The following is a 17,004-nucleotide window of genomic DNA, read 5'->3' as shown; positions in this document are numbered from 1 at the left end:
CGAGAAGGCAACCGGTACGCGCTCCCAATCGTGCTGACCGACCACGCGGAAAGACTGGCACGCGCTGAGGCGGAAACGACCGGAGGGCCCCCGACGTGTCGGGGACCCTCCGGGGTGCGGCCGGCCTGTTACAGCGCCGGGTACGCGTTCTGCATGAGCTGCTGGAACTGAGCGGAGAACCACGCACCGGAGACCGGGGCGTTGGGCAGCGCGCCGCTCATGCTGTTGCCGTTACGGCCGTTGCCCGTGTACGCCGGGTCGCACATCCCGTCGAAGCCCTTGCCACCCGGGTTGTTCGGGCCGGTCGGGATCAGCGAGCTGGAACCGTCGGACTCGCCCGGAGGCTTGATCCACACGTACGCGTCGATACCGGTGGCCGGGGTCGCCCGCGGCCGCTCACCGAGGCCGGCGCCGCTCTGGTTGCACCAGTTGCCGGCGTGGATGCGCCGGTCGATGCGCGACGCGTTGACCCAGGTGTTCATGTCGGTCGAGGTGCTCGCCGCGGTCGGCCGGGCGGAGCCGCCCCAGCCGTTGCGGGAGGTGTCGATCAGCATGCCGATGTTGGAGTTGAAGCCCAGCGAGACCAGCTGGTTGCGGAACGCCTGGGCGAAGGTGAGCTCGTCGGTGTACTGGTTCCAGTCGACCCACTTGGACTGCCGGACCGACTGGCCACCGACGGTGGCGCCGATGGTGACGTACGGCTCGGTCAGTGCCGAGTAGTTCGCGGTGTTGGTGATGAAGCCGTCGACCGTGCTGAAGCCACCGGTGGCACCGGTCACCGTGCTGGCGAACAGCTGCGCGGCGGGGCCGAAGTTGCTGTCCCAGCCGAGCCAGCCGTGGTGCGCGGCGTCGATGTAGTTGTAGGTGTTGGTGCCGGCCGCGTGCAGCTTGCTCAGGGCGTACTGGATGCCCGTCGTGTAGTTGCCGTTTGCCTTCATGACCGCGCAGGCCGCGGTCGCGCCGGCCTCGCCGCCCGCGTTGGTCACGATGTTGGGCAGCGAGTCGATCTCGATGATGTTGACGATCCGGATCGACGCGTACTTCGGGTCGGCCTCGATCGCGGCGATCGGGTCGATGTACTCGGTCTTGTAACGGCCGATCTCGGTCGGGCCGAGCTCACCGTTGGAGGCCAGCGCCGCGCAGTCCCGGCCGGGCAGGTTGTAGATCACGAACTGGGCGAGCGTCGCGCCCTGGGCGAGCGCGTTGTCGAGGTGCTTGCGCATGCTCGTGGTGTAGCCCGAGCCGGAGGGCGCGGTGATGGCGGCGATCGTGTCGAGCCAGACGCCGGTCGGCTGGTTGGCGATCCGGCTGCCGCCGGTCTCGGCGGAGGCCTTGGCCGACCAGTCCGGGTTCACGTAGACCTTGGCGCCGACGTACGGGTTGTCGACGTGGGTGCCACCGGTGTTGCCGCTGGTGACGGTGATCGGCACCGCGGTGCTGGTGGTGGACAGGTTCGCGGCGTTGTACGCCTTCGCGGTCAGCGAGTACGAGCCCGCCGCGACGTTGGTCCAGCTGAAGCTGTACGGCGAGCTGGTGTCGGTGCCCAGCAGCGTCGTGCCGTTGTAGAACTCGACCTTGCTGACCGTGCTGCCGGGGGCGCTCGCGCTGGCGGCCAGGCCCACCGTGGCGGGTGCGGTGAACGTGGAGCCGGACGACGGGCTCGTCAGCGACACGACCGGCGCGGTCGGGTTCGAGGAGGCCGAGGCGGAGGCCGACGCCGATGCCGATGCCGATGGGGACGAGGTACCGCCGGTGCACGCCGTGCCGTTCACCGTGAAGTTGGTGCCGGCGGGGTTGGCACCGCTCCAGCTGCCCGTGAACCCGAACGAGATCGTCCCGTTGGTGGCGACGGTGCCGTTGTAGCTCAGGTTGGTGGCGTTGACGTGCAGGCCGGTCTGCGTCTTGTTGGCGTTCCAGATCTGCGTGATCGTCTGGGACGCGTTGCCGAAGTCCCAACCGACGTTCCAGGCGGTGAGCGGGTCACCGAGGTTCGTGACGTCGACCTGGCTCTGGAAACCGCCGGGCCACTGGTTCACGATCGTGTACTTGGCAGAGCATCCGGCCGCCGCGAACGCCTGATTGGCGAGCACGACGACACCTCCGGTAGCCGCGAGCGCGGCGGCCGATATGAGGGCGAGCTTGCGCCTCATGGAGTCTCCTTACATTGATGAACTACGGTTGGTGCGTCATCACGGTCCGCACCGGCGCAGCACCCCGTCAAGGCGACCCGTCGCGGTAGGTCGTCTACCTCGTGCGCAATCGGCAGAGTGCTTGAAAGTTTCGCTGCAAACCCCCTGCCGACCAGGGTCTTCATGGTCGGAGGCGGGTCCTGCGGGCGGTCGGTCGAGGCGTCGTACCGGACGCATGCAACCGATACCCCTCAGGTATGGGTGCTTGCTGAATCGATCATTGTTTGCGCAGCTCCCGCGAGATGCACTGGCGAAGCGGGCGGTCAACGGGCCGGCCGATCACGGCAGTGAGTCATGGGAGATCGAAAATGGGTCAGCTCGACGGCAAGGTCGCGGTGGTGACGGGTTCCAGCGAGGGCATCGGGTTCGCCAGCGCGCTGCGCTTCGCCGAGGAGGGTGCGTACGTCTACCTCACCGGACGGCGCAAGCCGGAACTCGACGAGGCGGTGGTACGCGTCGGCGCGGCCCGCGCAAGCGGGGTGCAGGGCGACGTGACGGACCTGGCCGACCTCGACCGGCTCTTCGCCACCATCGGCGCCGACGGGCGCCGGATCGACGTCCTCTTCGCCAACGCCGGCGGCGCGCGCATGTTGCCGCTGGCCCACGTGACCGAGGAGGACTACGCGCACGAAACCCGGCTCAACCTGGGCAGCGCGCTGTTCACCGTGCAGAAGGCGCTGCCGCTGCTCAACGACAACGCGTCGGTCATCCTCTGCTCGTCCACCACCGCCGGACGCGGGACGGCCGGCGTCGGGCTCTACGCCGCGACCAAGGCCGCGGTCCGGTCGTTGACCCGCACCTGGGCCAACGAGCTGAAGGACCGGGGCATCCGGGTCAACGCGCTCGCGCCGCACACGACGGACACGCCGATGTTGCGGGGCAACGCTCCGGCCGGCATCGGCCCGGACGAGTTCCTCGCGATGCTGGCCGCGGGGGTGCCGCTGGGGCGGGTCGCCGACCCGGCCGAGCAGGCCGCCGCGGCCCTCTTCCTCGCCTCCGACCAGAGCAGCTTCATCACCGGCTCCGAACTGCTCGTGGACGGCGGCATCAACCAGATCTGACCGCCGGCTGCCGGCCGGGCCGCGGCCCGGCCGGCGTCGGGGTGCCGGTCCGGGGAGCCGTCAGCTCCGCGCCGCCACCGCGACCGCGGTGTCCACGAACTGGTCACGTGCGGCCGACCGGGTGGCCCGCGGCCAGGCCATGACGATCCGCTTGACCGGCATGCCGAGCATCGGCACGGCGACGACGGACGAGCCGAGCCGGCCGGTCGCGCTCGACCCGGAGATGACCACGAGCTCGCCGAGCGCGACCCGGTCGAGGAGCTCGTCCATGCTCAAGGGCGGCGGCTGCGCACGGAAGCGGTCCTCGCCGTCCAGATCGCCCATGGTCAGGCTGTCGCGCGTGGCGAGCGGGTGCCCGGCCGGGAGGAGCGCCACCGGGGTCTCGTCGACGAGATCGACCGTGTCCAGCCCGTCGAGGTCGTCACTGCTGCACATCAGCGCCGCGTCGGCGGTGCCGGTGCGCACGGCGGCGCCCAGGTCGGCCGTGAAGAGCACCTCCACCGGCGCCGGGTCCTCGCCGCGCCGGTAGGCGTCCAGCATCTCGCCGAGCAGGCCCGCGCCCGTACCGGCCGGGGCGGCGAGCACCAGCCGGCGCGGCCGGGCCGCCTGCTGGGTGCGCCGTACCGCGCCGTCGAGCGCGGCGAGGATCTCGTTGCTCTCCCGCAGGAACACCTCGCCGGCCGCGGTGAGTTCGACCCGCCGGCTGGTGCGCTCGAAGAGCCGGACGTCCATCCGGCGCTCCAGCCTGCTGATCGCGCGGGACAGCGGCGGCTGCGCGATGCCCAACTGCTCGGCGGCGCGGCCGAAGTGCCGGTGCTCGGCCACCGCGGCGAAGTAGACGAGGTCCCGGACCTCCAGCCGATCCATGCCTCAACGGTACCGATTACGCCCGGTCGGGCTGGTCCACCAGGGGTTCGGGGTGGTTCTCGTCGATCATGCTCATGAAGGTGAGCGCGATGGCCCGGATGCCGAAGGCCACCGCGGTGAAGATGCCCAGCTGGATCGGGTCGATGCCGACGGTGCTGTCGACCGGGATGGACGGGTCCGTCGTCACCTCGGCGGCGATCCAGTACTGCGCGATCGTCAGGCAGACCGCCAGCAGCGTGACGGCCGTCGCGATGGCGGAGCGCCGGGTCGCCCCGGTGCCCAGCCACACGGCGACGCCGGTCACCGCGCCGAGTCCGGCGGCGATCAGCGTGGTGCTGACGACGTCGATCGACATGGCCGACCCGCTCCGGCCGGCGAACGCCGCCTGCACGCTCATCGCACCCAGCAGAAGGCCGACCGCCGTCCCGCCCCCGATCGTCCACAGGGGCCGCGGACGGTTGGCGGCCAGCCAGAAGACGCCCGACGTGAACAGCACGGCGAACACGGTCAGCAGCATGCTCGGGGCCAGGAAGAAGTGGACCTGGTAGTCGCTCATGTGGATGGCGGTGGCGGCCACGAAGAGCATGTCGTCGCGCGCGGTCTCGACCAGCGCCCACGCCGCGACCAGCACCAGCAGGAGACGATTGCGCGTCGTGCGCCGCTGGTCGGTCATCCGCACCAGGCAGAACACGGCGAGCATGCTCCCGACACCGTTGCCGAGGAGCGCCGCGAGCACGAACCAGACCTGATAGTCCACAGCGTGCTCGTTCTCCTCACGGACGCGACTCGCGGTGCGGCTGGGGTTCGGGACCTTCCGGTCGGCCAGGTGGCGCGCATACGGTACCCCGCGGCCGCGACGTCGCCGGAGCGTCGATTAGGGCCATGTGGCCACTGGCGGGTACAATGGTGCCTGTCGGCGGGTGTGTGCGTCGCCACCGGGCTGTTGGCATGGCAGGCTGGTGGCAGTGGCCGTCGGGAGGTGGTTGGTCGGTGAGCGTCGCGGTGCTTGAGCACGAAGGACCGTGGACTGAGGAGGAGTACCTTGCCCTCGGCGAAACCACGGACCGCATCGAGCTGCTCGACGGAAGCCTGCTCGTGAGCCCGGCGCCGAGCATGCGGCACCAGCGGCTGTCCTCCTTCCTGTTCGTCGCGCTGGACCAGGCTGCCGCGGCGGCCGGGCTGCTCGCGCTGGAGGCCGTGAACGTGCGGTTGCACACCGGCCGGATCTTCATCCCTGATCTTGTGGTGGCTGACACCGACGACGACGGTGTGGTGCTCGGCGCGCCATGCCACGCCAGGGTTAGCTGGCCCACATCCGCGCCCGTCGGCCGGGAACTAGGGTTTCAGGCGGAACGGGAACCCTGAACGGGGAGGAACAGCGTGCAGTACCGGAAGCTCGGCCGCAACGGGCCGGATGTCTCGGAGATCGGGTACGGGGCCTGGGGGATCGGGGAGTCCGCCTGGATCGGGGCCACCGAGGACGAGTCGATCAAAGCCCTGCACAAGGCCATCGACCTCGGCGTCAACTTCATCGACACCGCGCGGGGCTACGGCGAGAGCGAGCGGATCGTCGGGCGGGTCGTGCGGGAGCGGGCCGGCGAACAGATCTTCGTCGCCACCAAGGTGCCGCCGAAGAACAGGGTCTGGCCGGCGCCGCAGGGGCTCGACCCGGCGGAGACCTTTCCCGGAGCACACATCCGGGAGAGCCTCGAGACCAGCCTGCGGGTCAGCGGGCTCGAGCACTTCGACGTGCTGCAGTTCCACGTCTGGAGCGACGAGTGGGTCGGGCGCGGGGACTGGCTGGAGACCGTCGCGGCGCTCAAGCAGGACGGGAAGATCCGGCTCTTCGGTATCTCGATCAACGACCACCAGCCGGACAACGCGCTCGCGCTGGTGCGCAGCGGGGTCGTCGACACCGTCCAGGTCATCTACAACATCTTCGACCAGGCGCCCGCCGACAACCTGCTCCCCGCCTGCGAGGAGCACGGCGTCGGGGTGATCGTCCGGGTGGCGCTGGACGAGGGCGGGCTGACCGGGAACATCACGAAGGACACGACGTTCCCGGAGGGCGATTTCCGGCAGCGGTACTTCAGGGACGACCGGCCCGCGCAGGTGGAGCAGCACGTCGACGCCATCGTCGCCGACCTCGGCATCGGCCGGGATCAGGTCGCCGAGACCGCGCTGCGGTTCGTGCTCAGTGCGCCGGCGGTGTCCACGGTCATCCCGGGCATGCGCTCCGTGCGCAACGTCGAGCGGAACACGGCGCTCAGCGACGGGCGGGCACTCGGCGCGGACCAGCTCGCGGTGCTGGCCAAGCATCGGTGGCAGCGGAACTTCTACAGCTGACGAACCGGCGAAGGAGGAGTAAGTTCGGGGAACTATGAGACGGATGTCGATGGTTCTCGCGCTTGCGTTCGCCACCGTGCTCGGGGCCGGCGGGTTCGGCCGGCCGCCGGCGCCGTCGTGGCAGGTGCTCGACACCGGCACGACGGCCCGGCTGCGCGGGCTCGCCGCCGTCAGCGAGCGGGTCGCGTGGGCCTCGGGCACCGGCGGTACCGTGCTGCGCACCGTCGACGGCGGGCGCACCTGGCAGCAGGTGGGCCCGCCCGGCACGACGGACCTGCAGTTCCGCGACATCGAGGCGTTCGACGCCTGGCACGCGGTCGTGCTGTCGATCGGCGAGGGCGAGGCCTCGCGGGTGTACGTGACCGACGACGGCGGCAGGAGCTGGACCGAGACGTTCCGCAACACCGACCCGGCCGCCTTCTACGACTGCGTCGCGTTCCTCGACCGGCGGCACGGGCTGGCCCTGTCCGACCCGGTCGGCGGCAGGTTCCGCATCCTGGCCACCCACGACGGCGGCCGGCACTGGACGGTCCAGCCCACCGGCGGCATGCCGGACGCGCTGGCCGGCGAGTTCGCCTTCGCGGCCAGCGGCACCTGCCTGGTGGCCGCCAAGGGCGACGCCTGGTTCGCCACCGGCGGCGGGGCCCAGGCCCGCGTCTTCCACTCGGCGGACGGCGGCCGCCACTGGAGCGTCACCGCCAGCCCGATCCCGAGCGGCGCGGCCGCCGGCATCTTCTCGCTCGCCTTCCAGGACCGCCGGCGCGGCCTCGCGGTCGGCGGCGACTTCCTGGTCCCGGCCGCGGCCCCGGACGGGGCGGCCACCACGCGGGACGGCGGGCGCACCTGGACGGTCGCGAAGACGGTCCCCGGCGAGTACCGCTCCGGCGCCGCGTGGCGTGGCACCCACGGCGACACCGCGTACGCGGTCGGCCCCACCGGCAGCGACGTGACCTACGACGGCGGCCGCACCTGGCACCGCTTCGACACCGGCTCCTTCGACAGCGTCCAGTGCGCCGGCGGCGCCTGCTGGGCCTCCGGCGAGGCGGGACGCATCGGCAGGCTGCGTTAGCGACGACGTAATCGGCGCCACACCAGATACGTGGCGCCCAGCACCACCACCGCGATCGGGATGGTCAGCGCGAGCGGCCACGGCCCGCGGTCCGGCCACGACGCCGGCCGCACGGTCACGTCCGCGAGCAGCCCGGTGGCGAGCTGGAGGTCGAAGACCTGGCAGGTCTGCATGCCCAGCTCGCAGGTCGAGCCGGTGTCGAACAGCGACAGTTGCTCGCGCGCCCCGGTGGTCAGGTCGATCGAGGACAGCCCCATGGGCATCGTGGCCGCCACGAGCGTGGTCGCCGAGCGCCAGCCGAGCAGCTGCACCACCCCGGTCACCGGCGCCGGGGGTGTGGCGCCGTCGGCGACGGCCACGAACGTGACGTCGCCCTCGTTCCACAGGAACGTGGCGTGCAGCACGAAGCCGCTCGGCACCGTCGCCAGGAACCGCCCGTCCGGGGTCCAGCCCACGCCGGCGGCGAGTTCCCGGCCGGCGGGGATCTCTACGGTACCGATGGAGCGCCCACCCAGCTCGAAGAGCCGGACCTGCTGGTCCACCTGCACCGCGAGCCGCCCGCGGTCCGGCGCGAACGCCGCCTGGGCCACCGGATGGACCTCCGGGAACGCCCTGCTCTGGTGGGTCGACAGGTCGAGCAGCCGCAGCTCCCCCGACCGGCGGACCTCGTCGTCGACGAAGTTGCCCAACCGGTCGGGGTTGTCGCCGATGGGGGCGGCGCTGTACGCGACGTACCGCCCGTCGGGGGACCAGGCCAGCAACCGCACGCCGACCGGCTCGCCGATCGGCACGGACCGCCGCCGGCCCGTCGTCAGGTCGACGAGCACCAGGTCGCGGGTGGCGCCGTTGTCGTCGCCGAGCAGCACCTGGGTGCCGTCCGGGGAGAGCAGCGCCGACGGCCGGCCCCGGTCCTCCATCGCGTCGACCCGGCGGTACGTGTTGCGGTCGGCCCCGGCGACCACGGGCTGGAACATGTTGAAGAGCTCGCCGTTGCCGTAGCCGTAGAGCGCGATCGCCCGGCCGGCCGGCGACGCGCCCACGGTGCCGGTGAGGACCGAGTATCCGGCGAACCGCTCGGGAAGGCTCGCTCTGGCGGCGGGAGCCGCCGGCCGCTCGGGCAGCGGCAGCGCGGGCACGGCCAGGCCGGCGACGGCCAGCACCACGACGACCCAGACGGCGGCGGTACCGAGAAACCGGCGCCGGGCCGACCGCCGCCCACGGCGGAGCACGGTGTCCAGGTACCCGGCCGCCAGCGGCGGCGCCGGGTCGTCGGCCAGGGTGGCGAACAGGTCCTTCATGGGATGTCCGTCCCTCCCGGCACGTAGTTGGGCAGCAGCCGGCGCAGCGCGGCGATCGCGTACGACGTCTGGCTCTTGACGGTCCCCACCGAGCAGCCCAAAACGGTCGCGGTCTGGGCGACGTCGAGGTCCTCCCAGTACCGCAGCACGAGCACCGCCCGCTGCCCCCGCGACAGCTTCGCCAGCGCGGCGAGCAGGTCGACGCGGTGCTCGGCGCCGCCGCCCGGCACCGGCGCCGGCGCGTCGGCCAGCTCGGCCACCTCGGCCGTGGGCCGCACCCGCCGGCTCCACGGCCGCTGCCGCTCGGCGAGGTAGGCGTGGACGAGCACTGCCCGTACATAGGCATCCAGAGAGTCGGCGGCGACCGCCTTCCGCCAGTGCCGGTAGAGCGCCACCAGGCACTCCTGCAGCAGGTCGTCGGCGGCGGGCCAGTCCCCGCTCAGCCGATAGGCGAGCCTGCGCAGCGCAGGCATGCGCGCCTGCACATACTCGACGTAGTCCCGTTCGTCCCGCAATCCGGCCTCCCGATCTTCTAGGAGTGGTCCAGGGACCGGATCGGTTGTGGGTCATATCTTGCCCGGCCGCGGCCGGACCCGGAGGCCCGGCAGCGGCGTCATCGGCGTGGCTTGACGGATGACGATGTCCACCGTCACCGTGCGTCGGTCGCGGAGCTGGAACGGGCGTGCGTGGGCCAGGTCAGTGCCCGCCGAGGCCTGGTGTGACGCTGCGGGCCGCTCGTACGCTCCTTCGGGGGAACAAACCGCCCCAAGCCCGAGGAGGATGGACATTGCGTGCAATCACGAGCAACCGGCCGGAGGGCGCCCGGCTCAGGCCGGCGCCCGGAATTCGGTAGGGGCCGGCCATGCGGCACATTCGAACCCTGATCGCTGCGCTCGTCGTGGCTCCGCTGGCCTGGGTGTTGCTGGCGCTGGGACAGGTCCGCTCCGCCGACGCGTTCGGCGGCAACACCCTGCACACGGGTGACTTCGTGCGCCCGGTGGCGTTCCTGGCCGCGGCCGGCCTGCTGCTGGGCCTGCTGGGCACGCTGCGGTTCTCGCCGCTGGGCGCGACGGTGATCGGCGTCCTGTACACCCTGAGCTACACGATGCTGCTGGTCGCGCCGTCCCGGACGATGAAGCTGTTCAACGACGACCTGTGGGTGGCCGGCAAGCACATCGACCTGACCGCACCGATCCGCAGCGGCACCACGATGGTGCTGGGCGTCCTGCTCCTGATCGGCGCGGCCAGCATGCAACGCTGGCGCCGCTGGCCCCAACAACAGCCCGAGCCAGCAGAATCACCGGAGACGACAGCAACCCGCCCCCTGGGCGTGGACGGTTTGGGCCTGACACCAACGTACCGAGACCCAGAACCCGACTCGACCGTCCGCTACCCCGCACCCCCCGAGCCCTACGAAACCGACCGCTGGCCCAACGACCCAGAAGAATCCCCCCAACGCCACCCAACACCAGCAACCCGAGCCCCCTACGGCTGGTAAACCAAAGAAAAGCTGGTAAACCAAAGAAAACGTACAACCGGTCAATAGCGCAGGGCAGGCGAAAGCCGCGCAAGCCCGGACGGACCCAGGGTGAGTGGCCCGTCCGGTCGACTGACCAACCAGAACAGCACAACAGCACAACAGCACAGAGCTAAACCCCGCACGCGGGAGGGAACCCGCGCACGAGGAACCAACACGCGGAGGAAACCCACACGCGGGCAGCACAAGGGGTACAACTCCACCAGAGGGAAGAGCAACCAAGACGGGCAGCAAGCAGGGGACGGAGGCCGACTACCGAGATCGGGGGTGCGGGTGGCGAAGCCCCCGCCGGGGAGCGAGCGAAGCGAGCGCGAAAAACCCGCCGATGAAACGGCGAATGGGCGCTCCCGGAGGGAAGCGCCCATGAGCAGGGTCCACCTACATCGGTGGAGCCGAGGGGACTCGAACCCCTGACCCCCACACTGCCAGTGTGGTGCGCTACCAGCTGCGCCACGGCCCCTTCATGCACTCGCCTCTCGGCGGGCACTCACGGAATAGTACACACACCCGGCCGGGGTCTCACACCGGGTTCCTAGTTCTGGGTCGGGTCGGCCGGGTAGTGAGCCACGGCGGCCATCAGCCCTCCCTGGCGGCGCAGCACCATCTGCCACAGGTCGTCCGGGCGTGGGGCGAACGCGTCGCTCGGCAGGGCGTCGAAGACGAACCAGGAGCCGCCCTCGATCTCGCGTTCCAGCTGGCCCGGGGACCAGCCCGCGTAGCCGGCGAAGACCCGCACGCCGAGGACGCCGGCCACGAGGAGGTCGGGGTCGCCGGAGAGGTCGACCGTGCCGACGGCGCCGGAGACGCGGTTGAAGCCGGCGAGATCCTCGACGCCGGGGCGGGTGCGGGCCAGGCAGATCGCCGCCTCGGGCTGGACCGGGCCGCCCTCGAACACGACCGGGGGTTCACCCGCGAGGGCGCCCCAGTTGCCGAGGACGTCGGCGACCTGTACCTCGGTGGCGCGGTTCAGCACCACGCCCAGGGCGCCGCCCTCCTCGTGCGCGACCACCAGGACGACGGTGCGCTCGAAGTTCGGGTCGCGGAGCGCGGGCGTCGCCACCAGCAGCCGGCCGGTCAACGACTCCATCGCCCTCCCTCGACGCTGCCTCGACGCTCCCCGGCCGGACGCGCCGGGCCGCGGTGAGCCGCGGCCGGTCGGCGTCTGCCCGTGCGGTTGTCCTTCCATCCCACCGAGATCCCCGTGCATGGACATCAGCCCCACCAGCAAACATCATCGGCCGCGCGGCCGATGAGCGGGTGCGACGAGTCGATCATCGCAAAGCGGGGTGCGAGGGTCATGTCTCGCACCATAGCCTGACCCGGGCGTCGCGGTTAGGGTCTGATACGTGACCTCACTCGCCGACGTTGCCGTCATCGGTGGATCCGGGCTCTACGCACTGCTCGACGACGCCGAGGAGCACGTGGTCGACACGCCGTATGGCCCACCCTCGGACCCGATCACGGTGGCGACGGTGCACGGGCGGCGCACGGCGTTTCTTCCGCGGCACGGCCGGGACCACCGGTTCCCGCCGCACCGGATCCCCTATCGGGCGAACCTGTGGGCGCTCCGCGAGCTCGGGGTGCGGCAGGTCCTGGCGCCGTGCGCGGTCGGGGGACTGCGGCCCGAGTTGGGGCCGGGCACGTTCGTCGTGCCGGACCAGCTGATCGACCGCACGTCGGGGCGGGTGCAGACGTTCTACGACGAGGGCGCCGTGCACGTGAACTTCGCCGACCCGTATTGCGCGACCGGGCGCGACATCGTGCGCAAGGTGGCCGCCGAGCACGGCATCGAGGCGGGCGACGGCACGATGGTCGTCGTGGAAGGACCACGGTTCTCCACCCGGGCGGAGTCGCGCTGGTACACCTCGATGGGTGGCGCTGTCGTCAACATGACGGGGCACCCGGAGGCCGTGCTCGCCCGCGAGCTCGCCCTCTGCTACACCTCGATCGCGCTGGTGACCGACCTCGACGCCGGCGTGGAGGGTGACCACGGGGTCACGCAGGAGGAGGTGTTCCGGGTCTTCGGGGAGAACACCGAGCGCCTGCGCGGCATCCTGCTCGACGTCATCCCGCGGTTGCCGGAGCACCCGGACGACCCGTGCCGGCACGCCCTGGACGGCCTGGTCCAGCACTGAGCGGCAGCCGGACGACGAACCGGCAGCCCCCGTCGACGTTCTCGGCGCTCACGAGACCGTGGTGCGCGTCGACCAGGCCCCGGACGATGGCGAGGCCCAGTCCGCCCCCGGCCGAGTCCGAAGGGGTCCGGGCCGGCGTGCCACGGAACGCCACGTCGAACACCCGCGGCAGGTCGCCCTCGGCGATCCCACCGCACGTGTCGGTGACCGCGAGCCAGCCCTCGTCGCCGGAGACGCCACCGGTGACGGTCACGGTGCCGTCCGGCGGCGTGTAGCGGATCGCGTTGCGCAGCAGGTTGTCGACCACCCGGGACAGCTCGGGCATCGAGCCGCGGACCACCGGCCAGCCGGACGGCTCCGAGGAGATCCGGACGTGGGCCGCGGCGGCGAGCGGTGACGCGGACGCCACCGCATCGGAGACGATCTCCCCCAGCGGTACCTCGGCCAGCGTCAGCCGCAGCGCCCCCGCGTTGATCCGGGACAGCTCGAAGAGGTCGTCGACGAGCCCCGCCATGCGATCGGTCTCGGCGCTGATCCGCCGGTGGTACTCGGCGACGGTCTCCGGATCGGCGACGACCCCGTCGTCGAGCGCCTCGGCCATGGCGCGGAGCCCGGCGAGGGGCGTGCGCAGGTCGTGGGAGACCCAGGCGACCAGCTCGCGGCGCCGGGCCTCGGCCTGCCGCTCCTGCTCGCGGGCCTCGGCGGCCCACATGCTGGCCCGGGCGAGCCGCCGGCCGGCCCACAGGCCCGCGCCGAGACTGACCGCGGCGGCGGTGCCGACGACGAGGAGCAGCACGTGCAGGTCGTGGTCGGAGATGAACATCTCCATGGCCGCGCCGAGGATGCCGGCGAGCACCCCGAGCACGGTGACGAGCAGCAGGACGACGATGTGCGCGGTCACCGAGCGGCCGCGCAGCGGGCCGCGCAGCACGAGCAGGCCGGCCCCGGCCACCACCAGGGAGCAGCCGAGCGCCATCAGGAAGGTGAGCAGGACGTCACGCATTGCCGAACTCGTACCGGTAGCCGACGCCCCACACGGTCAGGATGCGCTTCGGCTCGGCCGGGTCGTCCTCGACCTTCTCCCGGAGGCGTCGCATGTGGACGGTGACCGTCGACTGGTCGCCGAACGTCCAGCCCCACACCTGTTGGAGCAGCTCGGCGCGGCGCAGCACCCGCCCGGGGTTGCGCATCAGGAACACCAGCAGGTCGAACTCGCGCACGGTCAGGGCCAGTGCGGCACCGCGCAGGGTGGCGATCCGCCGGGCCACGTCGACCCGCAGCTCACCGTCGGCCAGCTCACCGGAGGGCGCCGGGGGAGCGGTGCGGCGCAGCACCGACTGGACCCGCAGGACGAGCTCGCGGGGTGAGAACGGCTTGGTCACGTAGTCGTCGGCGCCGATCTCCAGGCCGATCACCCGGTCGGACTCCTCGCCGAGGGCGGTCAGCATGATGACCGGCAGGTCGCGGTCCTGTTCGCGCAGCCGCCGGCAGACCTCCAGCCCGTCGATCCCGGGCAGCATGAGGTCGAGGACGAGCAGGTCCGGCCGCTGCGCCGCGTAGGCGTCGAGGGCGCCCGGCCCGTCGGCGGCCAGGCGCACGGCGAAGCCCGCGCGCTCCAGATACCTCCGGACGACGTCGCTCACGGTCGGATCGTCGTCCACGACCAGCACGCTCTGTCCCACGCTCCGAGCCTAGAGCGCGGCCGGCCGCCTGCCACGCGAGGCGGCGGACGGTAATGAGTCCGTCAGGTTTCCCCGCCAAGGTCCGTCTCGTAGGCCTCGTACAGCAGGTCGGCGCCCCGCTGGCGGTGGTCCCACACCGCCTGGATGAGCTGGGCCGCCTCCCAGCGCAGCGCGTTCGCCTCGCCGTGGTCGAGCCGGCCGGAGAGCTCGTCGAGCGCCGAGCGGACCGTCTCGTGGTCGTCGACCAGGCCGGAGAAGCGCCGCGCGAGCCGCGGGGCGTCGCCGAGCACGCCCGCGTAGAGGCCGCCGGGCCCCTCGGTGAGGTCCACGTGTTCCGCGAATGCCGCCCTGAGCTGAGCCACCGCCCGGCTCACGCGGGGCCGCCACGCCGGGTCCCACGCCGGCGTCTGGATGGCATGTTCAACGTGTCTGATGCCGCCGAGCAGTTCCATGAACGCACCTCCGCCGCGAGTACGTTCCCCCTGTCCATAATGTGACCCGCGACACACTCTTGTAAAGAGTCTGCAGCTCAGGACATGGGTGATGACGCGGCGGCCATGCGGGCCAGCCAGGTGCGCACCACGGTGAGGTCGTCGGCGCTGAAGCCGGCCGACAGCCGCTCCTCGACCTGCCGGACGGTCGGCCGCGCGGCGGCGAGCCGCTCCCGGCCCGCGTCGGTGAGGTAGATCTGCTGTGCGCGGCGGTCGTTCGGGTGCGGGCGGCGCTCGACCAGCCCGGCCCGCTCCAGGCCGCCGAGCATCTCGTTGGCCGACTGGCGCGCGGAGGAGACCTTGCGGGCCACGTCGGCGACGGACAGCCCGGGGGAGGCCTCCAGCATCATCAGCGACGCGAACTGGGCGACCGAGAGGTCGTGCTGCACCAGGGCGTCGGCCACCACGCCGCGCAGGCTCAGCCAGGCGTGGCGGACCAGGAACGTCGAGCAGTCGTCCTCAAGGCTCACCCGTTCATTGTGCAGCGTGAGACTATTGACAGGTACCTGACGTTCTTGCCAGTGTGAGCACATGACCGTCAGGGACCTGTCAATCAGCGTACAGCGGCGCGTGCTCTCGGTCCTCGTCTTCGCCGCGGTGCTGATCTGGATCGACACCACCATCCTGGGCATCGCCCTGGAGCGCATCGCCGACCCGCGGACCGGGCTCGGCGCCACCCCCGGCGAGCTGCAGTGGGCCGTCGGCTCGTACGCGCTGCTGTTCGCCACCGCGCTGTTCGCCGCCGGCGCGCTCGGCGACCGGTACGGCCACCGCACGATCCTCGTCCTCGGCCTCGCCTGCTTCGGGGCCGCCTCGATCTGGGCCGCCTGGGCCGGCGACGCGACCGGCCTGATCCTCGCCCGCGGCCTCATGGGCCTCGGCGGCGCGATGATGATGCCGACGTCGATGGCGATCATCGGCGCGACCTTCCCGGCGGAGCGGCGGGCCGGCGCGATCGCCGCCTGGTCGGCGTCGAGCGGGGTCGGCGTCGCCCTGGGCCCGCTGCTCGGCGGCGTGCTCGTCGACCACTTCTGGTGGGGGTCGGTCTTCCTGGTGAACCTGCCCGTGGTGGCGATCGCGCTGGTGGGCATCCTGACCGTGGTACCGAATCCGCGGCTGGCCATGCGCCGGCGCCCGGACCCGCTCGGGCTCGTGCTCTCCACCGCCGGCCTCGCCCTGCTCGCCTACGGCCTGATCGAGGCCGGCCAGGACACCGACTGGGCCCGCTGGCAGGTGTGGGCCCCGGTGCTCGGCGGCCTCGTCGTCATCGGGCTGTTCCTCGCCGTCGAGTGGCGCTCGCCCGAGCCGTCGTTCGACCCGCGGCTGTTCCGCAACAGCCGGTTCAGCGCCGGCAACCTGGCCCTGGCCGCGCTGTTCTTCGGCATCACCGGGCAGATGTTCTACGGCAACTTCTACCTCCAGGGCGCCCGCGGCTTCGGCGCGCTGGAGACCGGCCTCTACTTCCTGCCGGGCGCGATCGGCGTCGCCGTCGGCTCCGGCCTCGGCGCCCGGCTGGCCAGGCGGCACGGCGTCGCCGCGGTGAGCGGCTCCGCGCTGCTGGTCGTGGCGCTGGGCTTCCTGGCCAACCTGTGGTTCGACCTGGACACGCCGATGCTGTGGTTCTGCCTGGTCGGGCTCGTCTCCGGCATCGGCATGGGCATGGTCATCGCGCCGACCGTGGCCGCGGTCATCGCGGTGCTGCCGCTGGACCGGATGGGCGCCGGCTCCGCGGTGAACAACACGGTGCGCCAGGTCGGCAGCGTGCTCGGCATCGCGCTGCTCGGCACGATCCTGAGCACCGCATACCGGGACCGCATCACGCCGTTGCTGGCCGGACTGCCGGGCCCGGCCCGCGACGCGGCCGCCCCGTCGGCCGAGCACACCCGGGCGGTCGCCGAGTCGCTGCAGCGCCCGGACCTGACGGCCGCGGCGAACGACGCCTTCGTCGCCTCGATGCACGTCACGGCGGCGTCGGCCGCGCTGGTGGCGTTTCTGGCGGCGGTACTGCTGGCGCTCGCGTTCCGGACCCGGAAGTCCACATCGGACGCCGCCGAGCCGGACCGGTCCATACTGGTGGGGTGATCGCGCTCACGATGGCCGTCGCCGGCGGGCTCACCCTCGCCGGCACGGCCACCACCGCGCGCAGCGGCCGCTCGATCGATGTCGTTGAACGTGCCGGGTAGGTTGGGTGCGTGACCGGTCCGGAGCGAAGCGGAGGGGCCGGTCACCATGGGCTCAGTCCGGTGGGAGCGTGGCCGGAGCGGAGCGGAGGTCGCGTGACCGGTCCGGAGCGAAGCGGAGGGGCCGGTCACCATGGGCTCAGTCCGGT

Annotated in this window: 17 protein-coding genes and 1 tRNA gene; 7 read left to right on the top strand and 11 right to left on the bottom strand. The window is 71.9% G+C overall.

The annotated features are described in order from the left end of the window. Nucleotides 1-128: 128 nt before the first annotated feature. Entirely contained in the window at nt 129-2,150 is a 2,022-nt protein-coding gene (locus ABZS66_RS08430) for a glycoside hydrolase family 6 protein (protein ID WP_354756408.1), read from the bottom strand. Between the two features lie 347 nt (nt 2,151-2,497). On the opposite strand from ABZS66_RS08430, the gene ABZS66_RS08425 reads away from it, so the two are divergent. Next, complete coding sequence (locus ABZS66_RS08425) at nt 2,498-3,250, top strand: SDR family oxidoreductase (RefSeq protein ID WP_354756406.1); 753 nt, start codon at nt 2,498-2,500, stop codon at nt 3,248-3,250. 60 nt (nt 3,251-3,310) lie between these two features. Here the strand turns inward: ABZS66_RS08425 and ABZS66_RS08420 are convergent, their stop codons facing one another. Both ABZS66_RS08420 and ABZS66_RS08415 read right to left on the bottom strand, forming a co-directional pair. Next, the gene (locus tag ABZS66_RS08420; RefSeq protein WP_354756404.1) at nt 3,311-4,117 is read right to left on the bottom strand and encodes a LysR family transcriptional regulator; all 807 of its coding nucleotides are present in this window, start codon (nt 4,115-4,117) and stop codon (nt 3,311-3,313) included. 16 nt (nt 4,118-4,133) lie between these two features. After that, nucleotides 4,134-4,874 (bottom strand): hypothetical protein, encoded by a 741-nt coding sequence (locus ABZS66_RS08415; RefSeq protein WP_354756402.1) that lies wholly within the window; start codon nt 4,872-4,874, stop codon nt 4,134-4,136. Nucleotides 4,875-5,107: 233 nt separating this feature from the next. Here ABZS66_RS08415 and ABZS66_RS08410 point away from each other — a divergent pair, with 233 nt between their 5' ends. From ABZS66_RS08410 to ABZS66_RS08400, 3 genes are read left to right on the top strand one after another with little or no spacing between them, the layout of a single operon-like run. Continuing rightward, nucleotides 5,108-5,482: a Uma2 family endonuclease gene (locus tag ABZS66_RS08410; RefSeq protein ID WP_354756400.1), complete on the top strand. Its 375-nt coding sequence runs from the start codon at nt 5,108-5,110 to the stop codon at nt 5,480-5,482. Between the two features lie 15 nt (nt 5,483-5,497). Continuing rightward, nucleotides 5,498-6,463 (top strand): aldo/keto reductase, encoded by a 966-nt coding sequence (locus ABZS66_RS08405; RefSeq protein WP_354756398.1) that lies wholly within the window; start codon nt 5,498-5,500, stop codon nt 6,461-6,463. Between the two features lie 43 nt (nt 6,464-6,506). After that, entirely contained in the window at nt 6,507-7,532 is a 1,026-nt protein-coding gene (locus ABZS66_RS08400) for an oxidoreductase (protein WP_354756396.1), read from the top strand. Here ABZS66_RS08400 and ABZS66_RS08395 read toward each other — a convergent pair. Beyond that, a complete protein-coding gene (locus ABZS66_RS08395) occupies nt 7,529-8,830 on the bottom strand; it encodes a WD40 repeat domain-containing protein (protein ID WP_354756394.1) in 1,302 nt (433 codons plus the stop codon). The two genes, ABZS66_RS08400 and ABZS66_RS08395, sit on opposite strands and share 4 nt — an antisense overlap. Continuing rightward, nucleotides 8,827-9,345 carry a SigE family RNA polymerase sigma factor gene (locus ABZS66_RS08390; protein ID WP_354756392.1) on the bottom strand — a complete coding sequence of 173 codons (519 nt, stop codon included), beginning with the start codon at nt 9,343-9,345 and terminating at the stop codon, nt 8,827-8,829. Before ABZS66_RS08390 ends, ABZS66_RS08395 begins: the two co-directional genes overlap by 4 nt. A 347-nt stretch (nt 9,346-9,692) precedes the next feature. On the opposite strand from ABZS66_RS08390, the gene ABZS66_RS08385 reads away from it, so the two are divergent. Then, on the top strand, nt 9,693-10,328 hold the full coding sequence (locus ABZS66_RS08385) for a hypothetical protein (protein ID WP_354756390.1): 636 nt from the start codon (nt 9,693-9,695) through the stop codon (nt 10,326-10,328). A 426-nt stretch (nt 10,329-10,754) separates the two neighbouring features. Here the strand turns inward: ABZS66_RS08385 and ABZS66_RS08380 are convergent. Together ABZS66_RS08380 and ABZS66_RS08375 are read right to left on the bottom strand one after the other, a co-directional pair. Then, nucleotides 10,755-10,827, bottom strand: a tRNA-Ala gene (locus ABZS66_RS08380). A 72-nt stretch (nt 10,828-10,899) separates the two neighbouring features. After that, entirely contained in the window at nt 10,900-11,454 is a 555-nt protein-coding gene (locus tag ABZS66_RS08375; RefSeq protein WP_190251455.1) for a YqgE/AlgH family protein, read from the bottom strand. Nucleotides 11,455-11,713: 259 nt separating this feature from the next. Between ABZS66_RS08375 and ABZS66_RS08370 the strand changes: the two genes are divergently transcribed. Next, nucleotides 11,714-12,502, top strand: a complete 789-nt coding sequence (locus ABZS66_RS08370; RefSeq protein WP_354756388.1) for an S-methyl-5'-thioadenosine phosphorylase — start codon at nt 11,714-11,716, stop codon at nt 12,500-12,502. Here ABZS66_RS08370 and ABZS66_RS08365 read toward each other — a convergent pair. The 4 genes from ABZS66_RS08365 to ABZS66_RS08350 form a co-directional block, all read right to left on the bottom strand. Beyond that, nucleotides 12,432-13,505, bottom strand: a complete 1,074-nt coding sequence (locus ABZS66_RS08365; RefSeq protein ID WP_354756386.1) for a HAMP domain-containing sensor histidine kinase — start codon at nt 13,503-13,505, stop codon at nt 12,432-12,434. The genes ABZS66_RS08370 and ABZS66_RS08365 overlap by 71 nt on opposite strands. Continuing rightward, nucleotides 13,498-14,184: a response regulator transcription factor gene (locus tag ABZS66_RS08360; RefSeq protein WP_354756384.1), complete on the bottom strand. Its 687-nt coding sequence runs from the start codon at nt 14,182-14,184 to the stop codon at nt 13,498-13,500. Before ABZS66_RS08360 ends, ABZS66_RS08365 begins: the two co-directional genes overlap by 8 nt. A gap of 62 nt (nt 14,185-14,246) precedes the next feature. Then, on the bottom strand, nt 14,247-14,636 hold the full coding sequence (locus ABZS66_RS08355; protein WP_354756383.1) for a hemerythrin domain-containing protein: 390 nt from the start codon (nt 14,634-14,636) through the stop codon (nt 14,247-14,249). Nucleotides 14,637-14,713: 77 nt separating this feature from the next. Beyond that, nucleotides 14,714-15,145: a MarR family transcriptional regulator gene (locus ABZS66_RS08350; RefSeq protein ID WP_354756381.1), complete on the bottom strand. Its 432-nt coding sequence runs from the start codon at nt 15,143-15,145 to the stop codon at nt 14,714-14,716. 61 nt (nt 15,146-15,206) lie between these two features. Between ABZS66_RS08350 and ABZS66_RS08345 the strand changes: the two genes are divergently transcribed. Continuing rightward, nucleotides 15,207-16,757, top strand: coding sequence for an MFS transporter (locus ABZS66_RS08345; RefSeq protein ID WP_354756379.1), 1,551 nt, complete (start codon nt 15,207-15,209; stop codon nt 16,755-16,757). Nucleotides 16,758-17,004 lie beyond the last annotated feature (247 nt).

Source organism: Dactylosporangium sp. NPDC005572 (genome assembly GCF_040605515.1).
GTDB lineage: Bacteria > Actinomycetota > Actinomycetes > Mycobacteriales > Micromonosporaceae > Dactylosporangium.
Note: the sequence above shows the minus strand (reverse complement) of the source record. Positions and strands in the feature narration are given on the sequence as shown.

Excerpts from the sequence above, each read along its gene's own strand:
- ABZS66_RS08430 (WP_354756408.1), bottom strand. The coding sequence starts at position 2,150 with ATGAGGCGCAAGCTCGCCCTCATATCGGCCGCCGCGCTCGCGGCTACC.
- ABZS66_RS08425 (WP_354756406.1), top strand. The coding sequence starts at position 2,498 with ATGGGTCAGCTCGACGGCAAGGTCGCGGTGGTGACGGGTTCCAGCGAG.
- ABZS66_RS08420 (WP_354756404.1), bottom strand. The coding sequence starts at position 4,117 with ATGGATCGGCTGGAGGTCCGGGACCTCGTCTACTTCGCCGCGGTGGCC.
- ABZS66_RS08400 (WP_354756396.1), top strand. The coding sequence starts at position 6,507 with ATGTCGATGGTTCTCGCGCTTGCGTTCGCCACCGTGCTCGGGGCCGGC.
- ABZS66_RS08395 (WP_354756394.1), bottom strand. The coding sequence starts at position 8,830 with ATGAAGGACCTGTTCGCCACCCTGGCCGACGACCCGGCGCCGCCGCTG.
- ABZS66_RS08385 (WP_354756390.1), top strand. The coding sequence starts at position 9,693 with ATGCGGCACATTCGAACCCTGATCGCTGCGCTCGTCGTGGCTCCGCTG.
- ABZS66_RS08375 (WP_190251455.1), bottom strand. The coding sequence starts at position 11,454 with ATGGAGTCGTTGACCGGCCGGCTGCTGGTGGCGACGCCCGCGCTCCGC.
- ABZS66_RS08365 (WP_354756386.1), bottom strand. The coding sequence starts at position 13,505 with ATGCGTGACGTCCTGCTCACCTTCCTGATGGCGCTCGGCTGCTCCCTG.
- ABZS66_RS08355 (WP_354756383.1), bottom strand. The coding sequence starts at position 14,636 with ATGGAACTGCTCGGCGGCATCAGACACGTTGAACATGCCATCCAGACG.
- ABZS66_RS08345 (WP_354756379.1), top strand. The coding sequence starts at position 15,207 with ATGACCGTCAGGGACCTGTCAATCAGCGTACAGCGGCGCGTGCTCTCG.